Raw genomic sequence first — 20,395 nt, forward strand, 5'->3', positions numbered from 1 at the left:
TCATGCCTTCTGTTGAGTGTGCTGCGCGACCTTCGCCGGCACGCCGCCGATCGAACCCGCGCCCATCGTGATCACCACGTCGCCGTTCTGCGCGACCTTCGCCAATGCGTCCGGCACGTCGTCGACCGTCGCGACGAACACCGGGTCAACCTTCCCCACCGCGCGCAACGCGCGCGACAGCGCGTCGCCGTTGGCGGTCGGAATCGCCGCCTCGCCGGCCGCGTAGACTTCGGTGAGCACCAGCGCGTCGACCGTCGACAGCACGTTGACGAAATCGTCGAAGCAGTCGCGCGTACGCGTGTAGCGGTGCGGCTGGAACGCCAGCACGAGGCGGCGGCCCGGGAACGCACCGCGCGCGGCCGCGATCGTCGCGGCCATCTCGACCGGGTGGTGGCCGTAGTCGTCGATCAGCGTGTACTGGCCGCCGTCCGCGGTCGGCACCTCGCCGTAGCGCTGGAAGCGCCGGCCGACGCCGTTGAATTCCGCCAGCGCCTGCTGGATCGCGTCGTCCGCCACGCCGAGATCGGTCGCGATCGCGATCGCCGCGAGCGCGTTCTGCACGTTGTGCAGGCCGGGCATGTTCAGCACGACCGCGAGCGGCGCGCGCCCTTCGCGGATCACCGTGAAATGCATGCGGCCGTCGCGTGCGTCGATGTCTTCGGCGCGCACCTGCGCGTCCGGCGACAGGCCGTAACGCACGACCGGCTTCGAGATGAACGGGATGATCTGCCGCACGTTCGGATCGTCGACGCACACGACCGCGCTGCCGTAGAACGGCAGGCGCTGCGTGAATTCGATGAACGCCTGCTTGAGCCGCGCGAAATCGTGGCCGTAGGTGTCCATGTGGTCGGCGTCGATGTTCGTAATGACTTCGATCACCGGAAACAGGTTCAGGAACGACGCGTCCGACTCGTCAGCCTCGGCGACGATGAAATCGCCCGTACCGAGCCGCGCGTTCGCGCCGGCGCTGATCAGCCGCCCGCCGATCACGAAGGTCGGGTCCAGCCCGCCCGCCGCGAGCACGCTCGCGACGAGGCTCGTCGTCGTGGTCTTGCCGTGCGTGCCCGCGATCGCGATCCCCTGCTTCAGGCGCATCAGCTCCGCCAGCATCACCGCACGCTGCACGATCGGCACGCGCTTCGCGCGCGCGGCCAGCACTTCCGGGTTGTCCGAGCGGACGGCCGTCGATACGACGACCGCGTTCGCGCCCTCGATGTTCGCCGCGTCATGGCCGATTGCGATCCGTGCACCGAGCGCCTGGAGACGATCGGTCACCGCGTTGCGCGACAGGTCCGAGCCGCTGACCTCGTAGCCGAGGTTGACGAGCACTTCGGCGATGCCGCTCATGCCCGCGCCGCCGATTCCGACGAAATGAATGTGTTTGACGATGTGTTTCATTGCAGTGTTTCCAGGTTCGCGCCGGCCGCCTTCGCGCACACGCGCGCGACTTCGTCGGTGGCCTCGGGCTTCGCCAGCGAGCGCGAACGTTCCGCCATGTCCGCGAGCGATGCCCGCGACTGGCCGCGCAGCCAGTCGGCGAGCAGTTCCGCCGACAGGTCGCGTTGTTGGACCAGCACGGCCGCGCCCGCATCGGCGAGGAACGCGGCGTTGCTCGTCTGATGATCGTCGACCGCGTACGGGAACGGCACGAACAGCGCCGCCACGCCCACCGCCGCGATCTCCGACACCGTCATCGCACCCGACCGGCAGATCACGAGATCCGCCGCCGCATACGCGGCCGCCATGTCGTCGATGAACGGCACGAGCCGCACGTCTTCGCCGGCCGCGAAACCGGCCGCTTCGTAATTCGCCTTCAGCGCGTCGATGTGCTTCGCGCCGGCCTGGTGCACGATGCGCGGGCGTTCGCCCTGCGTCAGCAGCGCCAGCGCGCGCGGCACGACTTCGTTCAGCGCGGCCGCACCGAGGCTCCCGCCGACGACCAGCACGTTCAGCGGGCCGCTGCGCGACGCATAGCGTGCTTCGGGCGCTTCCGTGCGCGCAAGTTCCGCGCGAATCGGGTTACCCGTCCATTCCGCATGCGGCAGCGCGCCGGGGAACGCGACGAGCACGCGCTTCGCGAATTTCGCGAGCACCTTGTTCGTCAGGCCCGCGATCGAATTCTGTTCATGCAATACGAGCGGACGCCCCGACAGCGCGGTCATCACGCCCGCCGGGAACGTGATGTAGCCGCCCATCCCGAGCACGACGTCGGGCCGCACGCGGCGCAGCGCGGCAAGGCTCTGCCCGCATGCGCGCAGCAGGTTGAACGGCAGCGTCAGCTTGGTCTTCAGGCCCTTGCCGCGCAGCCCGCCGAACCGCACGTACTCCATCGGAATGCCGTGCTTCGGCACGAGCGTCGCCTCCATCCCGGCCGGATTGCCGAGCCATACGACGCGCCAGCCCGCCGCTTCCATCCGGTGCGCGACCGCGAGCCCCGGGAACACGTGGCCCCCGGTACCGCCTGCCATCACCATCAGCGTGCGTTGCGACGCGGTCATACCTTCCCTCCGCGCATCAGCACCCGGTTTTCATAGTCGACCCGCAGCAGCACCGCGAGCGCGACGCAGTTCAGCAGAATGCCGGACCCGCCGTAGCTCACGAGCGGCAGCGTCAAGCCCTTGGTCGGCAGCAGCCCGAGGTTCACGCCCATGTTGATGAAGGTCTGCGCGCCGAACCAGATGCCGATGCCCTTCGCGGTCAGGCCCGCGAACGTGCGATCGAGCGCGAGCGCCTGGCGGCCGATCTCGAACGCGCGGCGCACGATCCAGTAGAACAGCAGGATCACGACCAGCACGCCGACGAAACCGAGTTCCTCGCCGATCACCGCGAGGATGAAGTCGGTATGCGCTTCCGGCAGGTAGTTCAGCTTCTCGACGCTGCCGCCGAGGCCGACGCCGAACCACTCGCCGCGACCGAATGCGATCAGCGAGTGCGTGAGCTGGTACGCCTTGCCCTGCGCGTAACGCTCGTCCCACGGATCGAGGTACGCGAAGATCCGCTCGCGACGCCACGGCGACAGCCACACCAGCATCGTGAAGGTGCCGACCGCCGTCGCGACGAGGCCGCCGAACAGCTTGCCGTTCACGCCGCCGAGGAACAGCACGCCCATCGCGATCGCCGCGACCACCATGAACGCGCCCATGTCAGGCTCGAGCAGCAGCAGCGCACCGACCAGGCCGACCGCGAACGCCATCGGCAGGAAGCCCTTGGCGAAGCTCTGCATGTATTCCTGCTTGCGCACCGTATAGTTCGCCGCGTAGATCGTCACCGCAAGCTTCATGATTTCCGACGGCTGCATGTTCGTGATGCCGAGCGGAATCCAGCGGCGCGCACCGTTCACGCCCTTGCCGACGTGCGGGATCAGCACGATCACGAGGCTGACGAGCGCGATCAGGAAGAGATGCGGCGCGTATTTATCCCACGTCGACACCGGCACGCGGAACGCAATCACCGCCGCGATGAACGCGACGACGAGCGAGATACAGTGGCGCATCAGGAACGCGTAGTCGTGATACGACGCGTATTTCGGCGAATCGGGCATCGCGATCGACGCCGAATACACCATCACGACGCCGAGCCCGAGCAGCGCGATCGCGACCCACAGCAGCGAGTAGTCGAAGTCGAGCATCCGCGAACGGCTCGGGCGGACGCCGTTGACGACGCTCGCGAGGCCGCCCGTCGCAGCGCGCGTGGCGGACGCGACGCGGCCGCCCGCGGCATTGCCGCCGGTGTCGCGGCGATCGTTGAAACGGGAGACGAGGCGATCGGACCAGCTCATGGCGTCGCTCCTTTGTCGATGGCGATTTCGTCGACCGCCGCGCGGAACACATCCGCGCGATGGGCGTAGTTCCTGAACATGTCGAGGCTCGCGCATGCCGGCGACAGCAGCACCGCATCGCCCGGTTCGGCGAGGTCGGCCGCCGCATGCACCGCGCCTTCGAGCGTCGCGTGGTCGGCGAGCGGTACGCCCGTTTCGGCAAGCGTGTCGCGGATCACCGGTGCGTCACGGCCGATCAGCATCACCGCGCGGCACCAGCGCGCGACCGGGGCGACCAGCGGTGCGAAATCCTGCCCCTTGCCGTCGCCGCCCGCGATCAGCACGATCTTCTGCGCGAGCCCGTCGAGCGCGGCAACCGTCGCGCCGACGTTCGTGCCCTTGCTGTCGTCGACGTAGTCCACGTCGTCGATCGTCGCGATCACTTCGACGCGATGCGCTTCGCCGCGGTATTCGCGCAGCGCGTGCAGCAGCGGCGCGGCCGGCAGGTCGATCGCACGGGCGAGCGCGAACGCGGCCAGCGCGTTCGCCGCGTTGTGCAGCCCGCGGATCCGCAGCGCGTCGGCCGGCATCAGGCGCTTCTGCGCGATATCCGGTGTATGCGCGGCATCGCGCTTGCGCCGGCGGCTCGTCGGCGCCGCTTCATCCGGGGCATCGCGATCAACGGCTTCCACCAGCCACGCGATGCCGTTGTCGCGCGACAACCCGTAGTCACCGTCCTGCACCGGTTCGTTCAGGCCGAACGTGACCGTGCGCGGCGCGTCGGCCGCGCCGGCTGCCGGCACGAACTTCATCACGGCCGCATCGTCGCGGTTCAGCACGCGCGTGGTCGTTGCGCCGAAGATCCGGCCCTTTGCCTGCGCATACGCGTCGAAACTGCCGTGCCAGTCGAGGTGGTCCTGCGTGATGTTGAGGATCGCGGCGGCATCGGGCGCAAACGTGCGTGCGGTCTCGAGCTGGAAGCTCGACAGTTCGAGCACCCACACGTCGGGCAGCGCGGTTTCGTCGATCGCGCCGGCGAGCCGGTCGAGCATCGCGGGGCTGATGTTGCCCGCGACGGCGACCTTCTTGCCCGAACGCTGGCACAGCAGGCCGGTGAGGCTCGTCGTCGTGGTCTTGCCGTTGGTGCCGGTAATCGCGAGCACCTTCGGCTGGTAGCCGCTCGTGCCGAGCGCGCGCAGCGCCTGCGCGAAGAACTCCAGCTCGCCCCATACCGCAACGCCGCGCTCGTTCGCGGCCGCGACCAGCGCAGCGAGCGCCGGTTCGAGCGGCGACAGCCCGGGGCTCAGCCCGACGATCTCGACGCCGCCGTCGAGCAGCGCAGGCGTGAACGCCCCGCCGACGAATTCCGCATCGATGCCTTCGGCCTGCAGCGCGGCAAGGTTCGGCGGCGCCTCGCGGGTATCGGCAATACGCAGCCGGCACCCGTGCCTCGCGCACCATCGCGCGATCGCGAGACCCGATTCCCCGAGCCCCAGTACGAGCACCATCGGCCGTTGCCGATCTCCAAACATCTCGCCAGACATCCTTGTTACCTTTCCTTTACCGCAGCTTGAGGGTGGTCAGACCGAACAGGCACAGCATCAGCGTGATGATCCAGAAACGCACGACCACCTGCGTTTCCTTCCAGCCGGACAATTCGAAATGGTGATGCAGCGGCGCCATCTTCAGCAAACGCCGCCCTTCGCCGTAGCGCTTTTTCGTGTACTTGAACCACGAAACCTGCAACATCACCGACAGCGTTTCCGCGACGAAGATGCCGCCCATGATGAACAGCACGATTTCCTGGCGCACGATCACCGCGACCGTGCCGAGCGCGCCGCCGAGCGCCAGCGCGCCGACGTCGCCCATGAACACCTGCGCGGGGTGTGTGTTGTACCAGAGGAACGCGAGCCCTGCCCCGCCCATCGCGGAACAGAAGATCAGCAGTTCGCCCGCGCCCGGAATGTGCGGGAACAGCAGGTATTTTGAATAGACCGCGCTGCCCATCACGTACGCGAACACACCCAGCGACGCGCCGACCAGTACGACCGGCATGATCACGAGGCCGTCGAGGCCGTCGGTCAGGTTCACCGCGTTGCTCGCGCCGACGATCACGAAGTACGTCAGCACGATGAAGCCCCACACGCCGAGCGGATAGCTGATCGACTTCAGGAACGGCAGCATCAGGTCGGCGCGTGCTGGCAGCCCCATCGACAGGCCGCTCCTCACCCACGCCATGAACAGGTCGAACACGCGCACGTTGTTCGCCTCGGACACGCTGAAGGCAAGGTAGACGGCCGCGAACAGCCCGATCACCGATTGCCAGAAATACTTCTCGCGCGACGACATCCCGCGCGGGTCCTTGTGGACGACCTTGCGGTAATCGTCGACCCAGCCGATCACGCCGAAACCGAACGTGACGAGCATCACGATCCAGATGAAACGATTCGTCAGGTCGCCCCACAGCAGCGTCGCGACCGCGATGCCGATCAGGATCAGCACGCCGCCCATCGTCGGCGTGCCGGACTTGACGAGATGCGTCTGCGGGCCGTCCTTGCGCACGGCCTGACCGACCTTCATTTGCGTCAGCTTGCGGATCACCCACGGTCCGCACACGAGCCCGATCCCGAGCGCGGTGATGGTGGCCATCACCGCACGGAACGTGAGGTACGTGAACAAGCGCAAAAAGCTTGCGTCTCCTTGCAGCCATTGCGCCAGCGCCAGCAGCATGCTTCCTTCCTTCGACTCAGTGTGCAGCGGGCGCCGTGCCCGCTGCGGGTTGGTTCGTCAGCGCGTCGACCACGCGCTCCATCTTCATGTACCGCGAGCCCTTCACGAGCAGCGTCGCCTGCGCACCGTAGCCCGCCGCGAGCAGTGCATCGACCAGCGTGCCGACGTCGCCGAAATGGCGGGCCGTGTCGCCGTACGCCGTGCAGGCATCGCGCGACGCGTCGCCGAGCGCGAACAGCGCGTCGATCCCGCGCTCGCGCGCGTATGCGCCGACCTCGCGATGGAACGCCGGCCCTTCGTCACCGACCTCGCCCATGTCGCCGATCACCAGCACGCGCGGCGCCTGTTGCGCGGCGAGCACGTCGATCGCGGCACGCATCGAATCGGGATTCGCGTTGTACGTATCGTCGACAACCGTTGCACCCGCGAGGCCGCCCGCGATCGCCTGCTTCACCTGCAGCCGCCCCTTGACCGGCTCGAACGATTCGAGACCCTGCTTGATCGCCGACAGCGCGACCCCGGCGCCCAGCGCCGCGGCCGTCGCGGCCAGCGCGTTGCGCGCGTTGTGCTCGCCGAGCGCCCGCAGCCGCACCGTGACGGCGCCCGCGGGCGTATCGATCGCGAGTTCGCCGCCGTGAAGACGGCCCGTCACCTGCGCGTCGTTCTGCCGGTCGGCGTCGTGCAGCGCGAAATCGAGGATCCGGTTGCCGGTCGCCGCGACGCGCCAGATGCCTGCATATGCATCGTCGGCCGGAAACACCGCGACGCCGTCCGGCGGCAGCGCGTGAATCACGGCCGCGTGTTCGAGCGCGACGGCTTCGACCGTCGCCATGAATTCCTGGTGCTCGCGCTGCGCGTTGTTGACGAGCGCGACCGTCGGCGCCGTGAGGCGCGCGAGGACTTCGGTCTCGCCCGGGTGGTTCATCCCGATCTCGATCACCGCGAGACGATGCGCGGCCGACAGGCGCAGCAGCGTCAGCGGCAGGCCGACGTCGTTGTTCAGGTTGCCGGCCGTCGCGAGCCGCGCGTCGGCGCCGACCGCCGCCGCGAAGATCGACGCGATCATTTCCTTGACGGTCGTCTTGCCGTTGCTGCCCGTCACCGCGACGAGCGGCAGCGCGAATCGTTTGCGCCAGCCATGCGCAAGCGCGCCGAGCGCAGCACGCGTTTCACCGCCTTCGATCGCCGGCATCGTGACGCCTGCCGGCATGTGCGCGACGAGCGCCGCGGCCGCACCGCGCGCAGCGACATCGCCGAGGAAGTCGTGTGCATCGAAGCGCTCGCCTTTCAGCGCGACGAACAGGTCGCCGGGGCCGACCGTGCGGCTGTCCGTCGACACGCGGTCGAACGTCACGCCCGCGTCGCCGTGGACCGTTGCGCCGGGGATCAGGCGAGCGGCTTCGCCGAGACTGAGCATCGTCATTCCGCGCCTCCCTTGCCATGCGTCGCGCGCGCTGCCAGCGCGAGCCGCGCGTGATCCTGGTCGGAGAACGCGCGCTTCTTGCCCATGATTTCCTGCGTGGCCTCGTGGCCCTTGCCGGCCAGCACGACGACATCCTCGCGAGCGGCGCCGCGCACGGCCTGCAGGATCGCGCTCGCGCGATCCTCGATACGGCGCGCTTGATCGGGTGCGGTCATGCCCGCGACGATCTGGTCGATGATGCGCTGCGGATCCTCGCTGCGCGGGTTGTCGCTCGTGACGACGGTTTCATCGGCGAACCGCTCCGCGATCGCGCCCATCAGCGGGCGCTTGGTCGCATCGCGATCACCGCCGCAGCCGAACATGCAGACGAGCCGGCCGCCGCGCGCCGTGGCGATCGGGCGCAGCGCGTCGAGCGTCTTTTCGAGCGCGTCGGGCGTGTGCGCGTAGTCGATCACGACGAGCGGCTCGTCGTTCTGCAGCCGGCCGCCGAGCCGCTGCATCCGGCCATTGACGGACTCGAGCCGTGCGATCTCGGCGAGCGCCGCGTCGAACGGCACGTCGGCCGCGAGCAGCGAGCCGAGCACGGCGAGCAGGTTGCTGACGTTGAATGTGCCGAGCGTGCCGACCTCGACGTCCGCGTCGCCCCACGACGAACGCAGGTGGAACGCCGTGCCGGCGGCGGTGGCGCGCACATCGAGCGCGACCAGTTCACGATCGGCATCCGGCGCCGGTGCGTCACCGATCCCGTATGCGATCGTGCGAACGCGGCCGGCCAGTTTCTCGAGCAGGCGCTGGCCGGCTGCGTCGTCGCGGTTGACGACCGCCGCGCGCAGGCCGCGCCATGCGAACAACTTCGCCTTCGCAGCCTCGTACGCATCGAACGTGCCGTGATAGTCGAGGTGATCCTGAGTGAGGTTCGTAAATACCGCGATGTCGAAGGCCGTGCCGTTCACGCGCCCCTGGTGCAGCGCGTGCGACGACACTTCCATCGCTACGCCCTTTGCGCCCGCGTCGTGCAACTGCGCGAGGCTGCGCTGCAGTTGCGGCGCGTCGGGGGTCGTGAAACCCGTCGGTACGAGGTGGCCGGGCATCCCGCTGCCAAGCGTGCCGATCACCGCGCACGGCTGGTGCAGCGCCGTCAGCGCGGCAGCGATCCATTGCGTACATGAGGTCTTGCCGTTCGTGCCGGTCACGCCCACCACGAGCAGGCTGTCGCTCGGATCGCCGTACCAGCCGCTGGCGATCTCGCCGGCGAGCTGGTCGAGCGACGGCACGGCCAGTGCGACGGGCACCGTCGGCGCAGCGTCCAGCCCTTCCGGCTGATACAGCACGGCGGCCGCACCGCGCGCGACGGCTTCGGCAATGAATGCGCGGTTGTCGGCCCCGTCGACCGCATACGCAAAAAACGCGTCGCCGGCCTTGAGGCTGCGCGTGTCGGCATGCAGTTGCGCCGCGGGGGCCACATGCTGACGCAGCCACGCAAGCGCGGCTGCGATCTGCTGATGCGCCGGATGGGAACTGCGAGCGGCGCTCATCGAACAACTCCTGGTGAATTACGCGTCGTGCTGGACACGATCATATGCTTCGCACCGCTACCCGCGGCCAGCTTTTGCGGCCCCGCTGCGGAAGGTGCTGCCGGCGAATCGTCAGACACGACGAGTTGCTTGATCGGCATGTTCGGCGGCACGTTCAGCGCACGCATCGTGTCGCCGGCGATCGCCGAGAATACGGGGCCGGACACCTGGCCGCCGAAGTGGCTGCCGGCGGTCGGCTCGTCGACCGACACCGCGACGACGATGCGCGGATTCGGCATCGGCGCCATCCCGACGAACGACGCGCGGTACTTGCGCGTGTAGCCGTGACCTTCATGCTTGTACGCGGTGCCGCTCTTGCCGCCGACGCGATAGCCCGGCACGGCCGCATCGGGCGACGTGCCGCCCGGCGCCACCACCGTCTCGAGCATCGCGCGCACTTCGCGCGCGGTGGTCGGGTTGAACACCTGCGTGCCCACGACCGGCTGGTTGGGGTCGGTCTTGAAAATGGTCACGGGCATCAACTCGCCGTCATGCGCGATCGCCGTGTAGGCGCGCGCGAGCTGGAACAGCGACACCGACAGGCCGTAGCCGTACGACATCGTCGCCTGCTCGATGCGGCGCCAGCTCTTCCACGGACGCAGGCGGCCGGCCACCGCGCCCGGGAACCCGACCTTCGGCGCCTGGCCGAGGCCGATGCTCGTATACATATTCCACATTTCCTCGGGCCGCATCGTCATCGCGATCTTCGTCGCGCCGATGTTGCTCGACTTCTGGATCACGCCACCGACCGTCAGCGTGCCGAAACCCGCGTCGTCGGTAATCGGTGCGCCGTCGAGCACGAAATGCCCGTTGCCCGTTTCGACGAGCGTATTCGGCGTCACGCGATGCAGGTCGAGCGCGAGCGACACCGTAAACGGCTTCATGATCGAGCCCGGCTCGAACACGTCGGTCATGATCCGGTTGCGCAACTGCTCGCCCGTCATGCGCGAGCGATCGTTCGGGTTGTACGTCGGGTAGTTGACGAGTGCGAGCACCTCGCCGGTACGCACGTCGACGACCATCGCCGCGCCGGCCTTCGCCTTGAACTTCTCGACGGCGGCCTTCAGGTTCGCGTACGCGATGTACTGGATCTTGCTGTCGATCGACAGGTCGACGTCGGTGCCGTTGTGCGGCGGGATCTGCTCGGCGACGTCCTCGACGATGTGCCCCATCCGGTCCTTGATCACGCGGCGCACGCCCGACGTGCCGGACAGCATCTTCTGGTCGCCCAGTTCGACGCCCTCCTGCCCTTCGTCCTCGACGTTCGTGAAGCCGATCAGGTGAGCGGTGATCTCGCCTTCCGGATAGAAGCGCTTGTATTCGTTGCGCTGATAGATACCGGGAATGTCGAGCGCGGCAACCTTGTCCGCGACGTCGATCGGCACCTGGCGCTTGACGTAGACGAAACCCTTGTCTTCCGACAGCTTCACGCGCAGTTCCTTCGACGTCATACCGAGGAGCTTGCCGAGCTGGTTGACCTTGTCGGCATCGAGATCGTCCGGCACCGCGTCGGGAATCGCCCAGATCGCGCGCACGGGCAGGCTCGTCGCGAGCACGAGCCCGTTACGGTCGAGAATCTTGCCGCGCGTCGCCGGCAGCTCGAGCGTGCGCTGGTAGCGGCTTTCGCCCTGCTTCTGGTAGAACGCGTTGCCGGGCCCCTGGATCCAGAACGCGCGCGCGGCCAGCGCGACGAACGCCATGAACAGCAGGAACACGACGAGCTTCGAGCGCCACATCGGCAGATGCACGCCCAGCACGGGGCTCGACGAGAACTTCACGTTCTGGCGCTTCTGGGACGGCTTCATCGCGCGCCCCCCTTGCCCTTGCCGGCCGCGTCCGCCGAAGCCGGGATCGGCGCATCGATCGCCTTCGCGGCGCCCGGCGGCAGCGTCAGGTATTGCGTGCGGCCGGTCGTGATCGGCTGCATCTTCAGCGAATCGTTCGCAAGCTGCTCGATGCGCGACGTCTTCGACAGCGCACTCTGCTGATATTGAAGCTGCGCGTAGTCCTGCTGGAGCTGACGCTCCTGCGACTGCGCACGCTGCAGCTGGATGAAGATCTGGCGCTGCTGGTTCGTCGAATTGACGACCGACAGCGCGCAACCCATCACGATGATCAGCAGGAAGATATTGAAGCGGCTCATGGCGTGACGCGCTCCGCAATGCGCATCACGGCCGAGCGGGCGCGCGGATTCGCGGCGACTTCCGCTTCACTCGGAAACTGGCGGCTGATGATCTTGAGCGGCGGGCTCGGGAGGTCGACGGCGCGGATCGGCAGGCGACGATCGACCGCAGGCGCACTCGCGTGCGCCTGCATGAATCGCTTGACGATCCGGTCCTCGAGTGAATGAAAGCTGATGACCACCAGCCGCCCCCCTTGCTCCAGCAACGACAGTGCCGCGTCTAGTACGACTTGCAGGTCCGCAAGCTCTTGATTGACGTGAATCCGTATAGCCTGAAAGGTGCGGGTTGCCGGATCCTTGCCCTTCTCACGGGTTTTGACGACGTGACCCACGATTTGGGCAAGCTCGCCCGTGGTGTCGAGAGGCCCAAGACGGTCGGACTCTGCCCGGCGAGCAACAAGCGCCTTTGCAATCTGAAAAGCAAACCGTTCTTCCCCATAATCCCGTATCACCTCCGTCAATTCCTGCACCGAAGCCCGCGCGAGCCATTCCGCCGCCGACTCGCCCCGCGTCGGATCCATCCGCATGTCCAGCGGACCATCGGCGCGGAAGCTGAAGCCGCGCGCCGGATCGTCCACCTGCGGCGAGGACACGCCCAGGTCAAGCAACACACCCGACACCTTCTCGACGCCGCGCGCCGCAAGCGCGTCGCGCATCGATGCAAAGCTGTCATGCACGATCGAGAAGCGCGCATCCTCGATGCCCTGCGCCGTCTCGATCGCTCTCGGATCCTTGTCGAACGCGATCAGCCGCCCGGCCGGCGCCAGCCGCTCGAGCACCGCGCGGCTATGGCCGCCCCGCCCGAACGTGCCGTCGACATACACGCCGTCCGGCCGCGTCACGAGCGACTCGACCGCCTCATCCAACAGCACCGTCCGATGCCGCAGTTCATTTCCCATCGCGGGCGTCTCCGTCACCGCAATCAGAACGTGAAATTCTTCAGCGCGTCGGGCATGCCCTGCGCCATCGCTGCCTGCTCCTTCGCGTTGTAGGTTTGCGAATCCCACAGCTCGAAGTGACTACCCATTCCCAACAACATGACTTCCTTTTCCAGTCCGGCTGCCATGCGCAGCTCGGGCGATACAAGAATCCGGCCCGCGCTGTCGAGATCGACATCCATCGCATTGCCGAGAAAAATTCGCCGCCACCAGTGCGCGTCCATCGGCAGCGCGGCGATCTTGGCGCGGAATACTTCCCATTCGGGGCGCGGAAACAGCAACAGGCAGCCGTCCGGGTGCTTGGTCACAGTCACCCGTCCTTCTGCCTGTCCTTGCAGCGCTTCGCGATAGCGAGCCGGCACCGACATCCGCCCTTTCGCATCGAGCGTCAGCGCCGACGCCCCTTGGAACACGTTCCGCTCTCCCGTTCAGGGCACCGAAGCACCCGCTCAATGCTGAGAATTTAGCCCGAATAGCCTGCTAAATCACACAAAAATACACTTTCTCACACTGTCTCCCACTTTAGAGGAAGGGTGTGGCACGGTCAAGGGAGCGGCCCGCTTTTTTGACGAATTTTGTTAGTTAGAACAAGGACTTACGCGCACATGCTCATGCGCCCCCTCATTCCAAAAACCGTTATAAATGAATGAGCTAGTGCAAACTGTGAAGGTGATACGTGAGAAAGACGGGCCAGACGGGTGAGCGGACGGGGCTTTCGGGGGCGGGAAAACGAGGAATAAACGGGCGGTATCAGCGGCGGGGAACCGGGGCGACGTCACGCGTCACCCCGGTGCGAATCTCACAGATAGTATGCAGTGCTCGTCATGACTTTCGAGGCCGCACGCATCAACATTCTCGCGGGCAGCGGCAGCTCGATCCCGCCGGCGTCGGCCGCGGCCTTGCCGTGCTTCACTTCGTCGATACGCATCTGGTCGACGATCGCACGCGACGTTGTATCGGCCGCCGGCAACTCGGACATATGGCCTTCGAGATGACTCTCGACCTGCCGTTCGGTCTCTGCCATGAAGCCGAGACTGACCTTGTCGCCAAGCGCACCGGCCACCACGCCGATCGCGAGCGAACCCGCATACCAGAGGGGGTTCAACAGGCTCGGGCGCGAGTCGAGCTCTTTCAGGCGGTGCGCGGTCCATGCGAGGTGGTCCTCCTCCTCGCGCGCGGCCTCTTCGAACATCGCCTTTGCCGACACCGTGCGCGCGGTGAGTTTCTGCGCCTGGTAAAGCGCCTGCGCGCAGACCTCGCCGACATGGTTCACGCGCATCAGCCCGGCGGCATGCGTGCGCTCCGCAGGCGTCAGCTCGACGGCCGGCGCCTCGGCCGGCACGGGCACCGGGCGGCTCATCCGGCTAATGCCGGTCAGCGATCGCAGGCCGCGATCGAATTCGCTGATCAGTTCATCAAACACCATCCTGTTCTCCTGGCTGCAGGTGCTGCCGCGAGCGGCAAGGGCACGAGTCCGCTGCGTAACCGACTTGATTATTCAGCGGAAATTGCGGTTAACCCGTGATTTTAACCATTGTTGCATAAAGGAAACATGGCGACCTTGAGCTGCGGCATTTCGCTTTGTGGCAAAAAACGGTTTTGCTACATTACGTGCGACTTCTTGCGAAGTTGATGGGGCCCGTCAACAGAACATAACTATCCGCCCCGCCAGAAAAATTCAGTGATTTTTGGAGATCCGTTAATGAAAAAGTCGCTTCTCGCGCTCGTCGCGCTGGGCGCGTTCGCTGGCGCTGCCCATGCGCAAAGCAGCGTGACGCTTTACGGCATCATCGATGAAGGCCTGCTCTTCAACAACAACGCCGGCGGCAAGCACCTGTACAGCATGGCCAGTGGCGTGATGCAAGGCAGCCGCTTCGGCCTGCGCGGCACCGAAGACCTCGGTGGCGGCCTGAAGGCGATCTTCACCCTCGAAAACGGTTTCGACGTGAACAGCGGCAAGCTCGGTCAGGGCGGCCTGATGTTCGGTCGTCAGGCTTACGTCGGCCTGTCGAGCCAGTACGGTACGGTCACGCTGGGTCGTCAATACGACTCCGTCGTCGACTTCGTCGGCCCGCTCGAGGCAGGCGACCAGTGGGGCGGTTACATCGCCGCTCACCCGGGCGACCTCGACAACTTCAACAACGCGTACCGCGTGAACAACGCGATCAAGTACACGAGCCCGACCTACGCCGGCTTCTCGTTCGGCGGCTTGTACAGCCTCGGCGGCATCGCAGGCCAGTTCGCGAAGAACCAGGTCTGGTCGCTCGGCGCAGGCTACAACAACGGCCCGCTGGTCCTGGGCGTCGGCTACTTGAACGCACGTACGCCGGGCAACGCCGGCGGCATGTTCAACAATGGTTCGACGGCTTCGGCTGCTCCGGTCACGTCGCCGGTCTATGGCGCGTACGCGAACAACGCGAACACGTACCAGGTCATCGGCGCGGGCGGCGCGTACACGTTCGGCGCGGCGACGATCGGCGCGACGTACTCGAACACGAAGTTCAAGGGCTTCTCGGTTGGTCCGTACGTGAACCAGACCGCGACGTTCAACAACGGCGAAATCAACTTCAAGTATCAGTTGACCCCGGCGCTGATCCTCGGCGCAGCGTACGACTACACGCAAGGCAGCAAGATCGACGGCGCCTCCGCAGCCAAGTACCACCAGGGCTCGGTGGGCGTCGACTACTTCCTGTCGAAGCGCACGGACGTCTACGTGATCGGCGTGTATCAGCACGCATCGGGCAATGCGCTCGACGCAGAAGGCAACGTCGTCAAGGCGACGGCAGCGATCAACGGTCTCAGCGGTTCGAGCACCAGCAACCAGGTCGCAGCACGCGTCGGTATCCGTCACAAGTTCTAATCAGCTTGTTTGACAAGCCGCTGGACATTGAAGGCGCCTTCGGGCGCCTTTTTCTTTTCGGGTATCCGAAAAGCTGGAGCGCGGCGAATTGCACCGGCCGCGACGTGCTCGTCGCGAGGGTGCCGTGCCGTCTGGCTGCGTCGAAACACACGGCCGCCGCCGCAAGCCCATTCCTGACGCAGCCTCGTTCGGAAACAGCCTCTTCGAGGCCTCGCCTCAAACAAAAAAGCCCGGCACAAGCCGGGCTTTTCCGTTCGATCGAGCGCGCCGTTACGCGCGTCCGTCGCGCAGTTCGCGCCGCAGGATCTTGCCGACGTTCGTTTTCGGCAGCTCCGTACGGAACTCGACCAGCTTCGGCCGCTTGTAGCCGGTGAGCCGCTCCTTGCAGTAGGCGAGGATGTCCTTGTCGGTAAGCGCCGGATCCTTCTTCACGATGAACAGCTTCACGGCTTCGCCGGAATGCTCGTCGGGCACGCCGACTGCCGCCACCTCGAACACGCCCGGATGCGACGCCACCACGTCCTCGACTTCGTTCGGATACACGTTGAAGCCCGATACGAGAATCATGTCCTTCTTCCGGTCGACGATCTTCACGTAACCTCGTGCATCCATTACGCCGACGTCGCCCGTCTTGAAGAAGCCGTCCGCGAACATGACCTTCGCGGTCTCGTCGGGCCGGTTCCAGTAGCCGGCCATCACCTGCGGCCCGCGGATGCAGATCTCGCCGGGTTCGCCGAGCGCGACGTCGTTGCCCGCGTCGTCGCGAATCGCCACTTCGGTCGACGGCAGCGGCAGGCCGATCGTCCCGCTGTATTCGGTCGCCGTCACGGGGTTGCAGGTCGCCACCGGCGACGTTTCGGACAGCCCGTATCCTTCGATGATCGCCGTATGGGTCTTTTCATACCAGCGTTTCGCGACGCCCTCCTGGATCGCCATGCCGCCGCCGTTCGCGATCACGAGCTTCGACAGGTCGAGCTGATTGAATTCCGGGTGGTTCAGCAGTGCGTTGTACAGCGTGTTGACCGCCGGGATCGTCGAGATCTGGTAGCCCTTCAGTTCCTTGATCATGCCGGCGATGTCGCGCGGGTTCGGGATCAGGATGCCCATGCCGCCCGTACGCAGCGTCAGGAAACCGCAGACGGTCAGTGCGAACACGTGATACAGCGGCAGCGCGACAACAGTCACGAACTGTTTCACTTCCGGGAACTTCTCATGAGCCGGATGGTGCCAGGCGCCCGCCTGCAGCACGTTCGACACGATGTTCCGATGCAGCAGCGTCGCTCCCTTCGCCACACCGGTCGTACCGCCCGTGTATTGCAGGAACGCGACGTCGTCTGGGCCGATCTTCTGCGCCTTGAATGCCTGCCGCGCGCCCTCCGACAGCGCGGCCTTGAAGCGCGTGAACGACGGCAGTTGCCATGCGGGCACCATCTTCTTCACGTTGCGCACGACGTAGTTGACGAGCCATCCCTTGATGCCGAGCAGATCGCCCATCGATGCAACGACGACGTGCTTGACGCCCGTGTTCGCGATGACGGCCTGCAGCGTCGTCGCGAAATTCTCAAGGATGACGATCGCCTCCGCGCCGCTGTCCTTCAGCTGATGTTCGAGCTCGCGCGGCGTATAGAGCGGGTTGACGTTGACGACGGTGTAGCCCGCGCGCAGTACCGCGGCGATCGCCACGGGATACTGCAGCACGTTCGGCATCATGATCGCGACGCGCGCCCCGCGCGCAAGCCCACGCGATTGCAGCCAGGCGCCGAACTGGCGCGACAGCTTGTCGAGTTCGCCGTACGTGATGCCCTTGCCCATGCAGACGAACGCCGTGCGGTCGCGATACTGTCGGAAGCTTTCGTCGAGCAGGTCTGGGACAGAGGGATAAGGAGACGCGTCAATTTCGGCTGGAACGCCGGGGGGGTACGATTTCAGCCAAATTTTGTCCATACTGCGCGTCTCCTCACAGATTTTCGAATGGTCGTGCTGAAACGCATCGTAACGGCTCGACCGCCCCGAGACAACAGGGTTAGATGTCCACTTCGAACTTCCGTGGAAATTCGTCTGATCATACGGTGATATCCGCTCAAATGCGCTCAACTTCCACAAGGCAATCGTAGAACGTCGCCGAATTGCCAAGATCGGTGAGCGCCTGGCTCGTCACCTCGTTTGCGTTCCTGCCGTCCGGTGACAGCTTCTTCCACCAGATCGACAGCCCGACGACGAGCCCTGCACGTGCGCGGTCGGTAATTCTCGCAAGCGCCTGCATTGATCCGCGGTCGTTGAAGATGCGAACGACGTCGCCCTCCGCGATGCCTCGCGCCTCTGCGTCGGACGGGTGGATGTCGAGATGCGGCTCGCCTTCGGTATGACGCAGGCTGTCGACGTTCACGAACGTGCTGTTCAGGAAGTGGCGGGCCGGCGGCGAAATCATCGCGAGCGGATAGCGCGCGGCGAGCTCGGGCGCCGCCTCGGCCGATTCGAACGGCGGCAGGTAGTCGGGCACGGGTTCCATGCCCATCTGCTCGAGCCGCGGGCTGTAGAACTCGCACTTGCCGGACGGCGTACGAAAACCGCCATTCGCGAACGGCGCCTCCGGCAGCTTGAGCTTCAGCCAGCCGTCGCGCTTCAGCGTGTCCCAGTCGCTGTCGAGCGCAGGATCGTCCCAGCGGAGCGCCGCGCGCGCGACCTCCTCGTCGCTGTGATAGAGCGCGGGCTCGTCGAGCCTCATGCTGCGCGCGATGCCACGGAAGATCTCCGTATTCGGCCGCGCTTCTCCCACCGGGGGTATCGACGGCAGGTTCGCCATCACGTAGGTGTGCCCGTACGATTTGTGGATGTCCAGATGCTCGAGCTGCGTGGTCGCCGGCAAAACAATGTCGGCGAAATCGACAGTATCTGTCTTGAAATGCTCGAGAACGACCGTGAACAGATCGTCACGCGCGAACCCTGCGGCGACCTTCGAAGAGTCGGGCGCGACAGCCACCGGATTCGAGTTGTACACGATCACCGCTTCGACCTTCGGCCCGAAGGTTGCATCGCCCGGGTGCAACAGCGCGTCGCCGATCGCGTTCATGTTGATGATGCGCGGCAGCTTGTGCGGCCAGCCCGGCATCAAGTCCGGGCGCAGCAGCGCCGCCTGGTTGACCGGTGCGGATTCCGACGATGACAGCAACAGCCCGCCGGCCCGATCCCGCCAAGCCCCCGTCAGCGCCGGCAGACTTGCGATCGCGCGTACGGCGTTGCCACCGCCGCGGACGCGCTGCATGCCGTAGTTAAGGCGGATCGATGCCTTGCGGGTAGCACCGTAACGACGCGCAAGGTCGATCAGCTCCGACGCGTCGATACCGCAGATCTGCGCGACGCGTTCCGGCGGATAGGACATCGCCCGCTCCTTGAGCGCGTCGAAACCGAGCGTATGGCTGGCGATGTAGTCGTGATCGAGCAGGTCTTCGGTAATCAGCACGTGCATCATGCCGAGTGCAAACGCGCCGTCGGTGCCCGGTTTCAACGCGATATGCTGATGACACTTCTCTGCTGTCAGCGAACGATACGGATCGATGGCGACAAGGCGTGCGCCTCGGCGCTTCGCTTCCTGCGCGCGCGTCCAGAAGTGCAGGCTCGACGCGATCGGGTTCGCCCCCCAAATCAGAATCAGCTCACTTTCCTCGAAATGCTCGAGGTGCATGCCGAGGCTGCCGCCATAGGTGTAACGCAACCCCGCTGCACCGGCCGCTGCGCAGATCGTGCGCTCGAGCCGCGAGACGCCGAGCTTGTGGAAGAACCGCTGGGCGATGCCCTCCCCCTGCACGAGCCCCATCGTTCCCGCATAGCTGTACGGCACGATCGCTTCCGGTGCGCGCGCCGCGATTTCACCGAGACGGCGGCCGATCTCATCGAATGCCTCGTCCCAGCTGATCGGCACGAAATGCCCGTCCCCTTTCGCGCCGATGCGCTTGAGTGGGACGGTGAGGCGGTCGGGGTGATGAACGCGCTCGGCGTATCGACTGACTTTCGTGCACAACACGCCTTGTGTCGGCGGATGATCGGGATCGCCCGTGACCTTGATCGCCTTGCCGTTTTCGACAGTCACACGCATTGCGCACGTGTCCGGACAATCATGCGGGCAAACGGCCCGGGCTACCTGAATGGCGGCGTTCATCGTTTTGAGTGCTGAGATGGGGATTTGCAAATTTTACGTGGACACGCCGAATAAAGCGTTCATTTCGTGCGGATTTCGAGGCATCTGACCGAAAGGCGATGAAGGAATCGGCGGAATTTCGGTGATTCCGTACGTCTTCTGCAGATGGGCTTGCATGGCCGATCCGATATTCGTTGTCGACGACTGAAACAGATCGCGCACGGCGGCACCAGCCAATACACGCGGGAGAAAGGAATTGCAGCTTTGACCGGAGATACGATCAATAGACCAAGGGATCGCGAATGATATCGACCAATTAGGGAATCGGGGGCTGCGATTGGCTGTACTTTGGAGGAGATTGGATAGTTGGGCTGAGCCAGCGCCCCGTCACCGGTGCGAGGCCAGCGCGCTCGGTTCGATCGCCTTTTGCGGCAATCCAATCGAGGTAATCCGGGAGAATTGATACTCCGGCCCGGCCCGAGCTGCGACCAGGCCGCCCACCCCGCCCCTCGGTGCATTTCCTTCGCGCCAATGCAAAAACCCCCGCCTTTCGGGCGGGGGTTTCTGGCTTAGGGAGCCTGACGATTACCTACTTTCACACGGGAATCCGCACTATCATCGGCGTAGAGTCGTTTCACGGTCCTGTTCGGGATGGGAAGGGGTGGGACCGACTCGCTATGGTCATCAGGCAAAGAGGGTTGTCACGTTGCTTCGCAACGCGACCAATCTGGGAAGAAGCAGTAATCTTGAGTTGTGTGTATCACACACGAGAATCCAACCAGTCCTGGCTCACACG

General features: G+C 65.5%; 15 protein-coding genes and 1 rRNA gene. 1 reads left to right on the forward strand and 15 read right to left on the reverse strand.

The genetic code is table 11. The annotated features are described in order from the left end of the window. The 12 genes from murC to coq7 form a co-directional block, all read right to left on the reverse strand. Complete coding sequence (gene murC, locus B7G54_RS29855) at window positions 1–1,398, reverse strand: UDP-N-acetylmuramate--L-alanine ligase (protein ID WP_085042292.1); 1,398 nt, start codon at window positions 1,396–1,398, stop codon at window positions 1–3. Then, a complete protein-coding gene (gene murG / locus B7G54_RS29860; RefSeq protein ID WP_085042293.1) occupies window positions 1,395–2,498 on the reverse strand; it encodes an undecaprenyldiphospho-muramoylpentapeptide beta-N-acetylglucosaminyltransferase in 1,104 nt (367 codons plus the stop codon). The genes murC and murG overlap by 4 nt, the downstream gene beginning before the upstream one ends. After that, window positions 2,495–3,778: a putative lipid II flippase FtsW gene (gene ftsW / locus B7G54_RS29865; protein ID WP_085042294.1), complete on the reverse strand. Its 1,284-nt coding sequence runs from the start codon at window positions 3,776–3,778 to the stop codon at window positions 2,495–2,497. Before ftsW ends, murG begins: the two co-directional genes overlap by 4 nt. Next, entirely contained in the window at window positions 3,775–5,289 is a 1,515-nt protein-coding gene (gene murD, locus B7G54_RS29870; protein ID WP_085042295.1) for a UDP-N-acetylmuramoyl-L-alanine--D-glutamate ligase, read from the reverse strand. Before murD ends, ftsW begins: the two co-directional genes overlap by 4 nt. A gap of 28 nt (window positions 5,290–5,317) precedes the next feature. Beyond that, entirely contained in the window at window positions 5,318–6,487 is a 1,170-nt protein-coding gene (mraY, locus tag B7G54_RS29875; RefSeq protein WP_006477019.1) for a phospho-N-acetylmuramoyl-pentapeptide-transferase, read from the reverse strand. Between the two features lie 16 nt (window positions 6,488–6,503). Continuing rightward, window positions 6,504–7,910, reverse strand: a complete 1,407-nt coding sequence (locus tag B7G54_RS29880; protein WP_085042296.1) for a UDP-N-acetylmuramoyl-tripeptide--D-alanyl-D-alanine ligase — start codon at window positions 7,908–7,910, stop codon at window positions 6,504–6,506. Then, on the reverse strand, window positions 7,907–9,445 hold the full coding sequence (locus B7G54_RS29885) for a UDP-N-acetylmuramoyl-L-alanyl-D-glutamate--2,6-diaminopimelate ligase (protein WP_085042297.1): 1,539 nt from the start codon (window positions 9,443–9,445) through the stop codon (window positions 7,907–7,909). Before B7G54_RS29885 ends, B7G54_RS29880 begins: the two co-directional genes overlap by 4 nt. Beyond that, complete coding sequence (locus B7G54_RS29890; RefSeq protein ID WP_085042298.1) at window positions 9,442–11,289, reverse strand: peptidoglycan D,D-transpeptidase FtsI family protein; 1,848 nt, start codon at window positions 11,287–11,289, stop codon at window positions 9,442–9,444. The genes B7G54_RS29885 and B7G54_RS29890 overlap by 4 nt, the downstream gene beginning before the upstream one ends. Continuing rightward, window positions 11,286–11,627: a cell division protein FtsL gene (gene ftsL, locus B7G54_RS29895; RefSeq protein WP_085042299.1), complete on the reverse strand. Its 342-nt coding sequence runs from the start codon at window positions 11,625–11,627 to the stop codon at window positions 11,286–11,288. The genes B7G54_RS29890 and ftsL overlap by 4 nt, the downstream gene beginning before the upstream one ends. Further along, a complete protein-coding gene (gene rsmH / locus B7G54_RS29900) occupies window positions 11,624–12,565 on the reverse strand; it encodes a 16S rRNA (cytosine(1402)-N(4))-methyltransferase RsmH (RefSeq protein WP_085042312.1) in 942 nt (313 codons plus the stop codon). The genes ftsL and rsmH overlap by 4 nt, the downstream gene beginning before the upstream one ends. A gap of 23 nt (window positions 12,566–12,588) precedes the next feature. After that, window positions 12,589–13,017 (reverse strand): division/cell wall cluster transcriptional repressor MraZ, encoded by a 429-nt coding sequence (gene mraZ, locus B7G54_RS29905; protein WP_006487094.1) that lies wholly within the window; start codon window positions 13,015–13,017, stop codon window positions 12,589–12,591. A gap of 386 nt (window positions 13,018–13,403) precedes the next feature. Then, window positions 13,404–14,030: a 2-polyprenyl-3-methyl-6-methoxy-1,4-benzoquinone monooxygenase gene (coq7, locus tag B7G54_RS29910; RefSeq protein ID WP_085042300.1), complete on the reverse strand. Its 627-nt coding sequence runs from the start codon at window positions 14,028–14,030 to the stop codon at window positions 13,404–13,406. Between the two features lie 276 nt (window positions 14,031–14,306). On the opposite strand from coq7, the gene B7G54_RS29915 reads away from it, so the two are divergent. Next, window positions 14,307–15,464, forward strand: a complete 1,158-nt coding sequence (locus B7G54_RS29915) for a porin (RefSeq protein ID WP_085042301.1) — start codon at window positions 14,307–14,309, stop codon at window positions 15,462–15,464. 270 nt (window positions 15,465–15,734) lie between these two features. On the opposite strand, the gene B7G54_RS29920 is transcribed toward B7G54_RS29915, so the two are convergent. The 3 genes from B7G54_RS29920 to rrf form a co-directional block, all read right to left on the reverse strand. Next, on the reverse strand, window positions 15,735–17,408 hold the full coding sequence (locus B7G54_RS29920; protein ID WP_085042302.1) for a long-chain fatty acid--CoA ligase: 1,674 nt from the start codon (window positions 17,406–17,408) through the stop codon (window positions 15,735–15,737). 136 nt (window positions 17,409–17,544) lie between these two features. Beyond that, window positions 17,545–19,620, reverse strand: coding sequence for a molybdopterin-containing oxidoreductase family protein (locus tag B7G54_RS29925; RefSeq protein ID WP_085042303.1), 2,076 nt, complete (start codon window positions 19,618–19,620; stop codon window positions 17,545–17,547). Window positions 19,621–20,175: 555 nt separating this feature from the next. Then, window positions 20,176–20,288: ribosomal RNA gene (rrf, locus tag B7G54_RS29930) — 5S ribosomal RNA — on the reverse strand. Window positions 20,289–20,395 lie beyond the last annotated feature (107 nt).

It is taken from the genome of Burkholderia puraquae, assembly GCF_002099195.1.
GTDB classification, from domain to species: Bacteria; Pseudomonadota; Gammaproteobacteria; order Burkholderiales; family Burkholderiaceae; genus Burkholderia; species Burkholderia puraquae.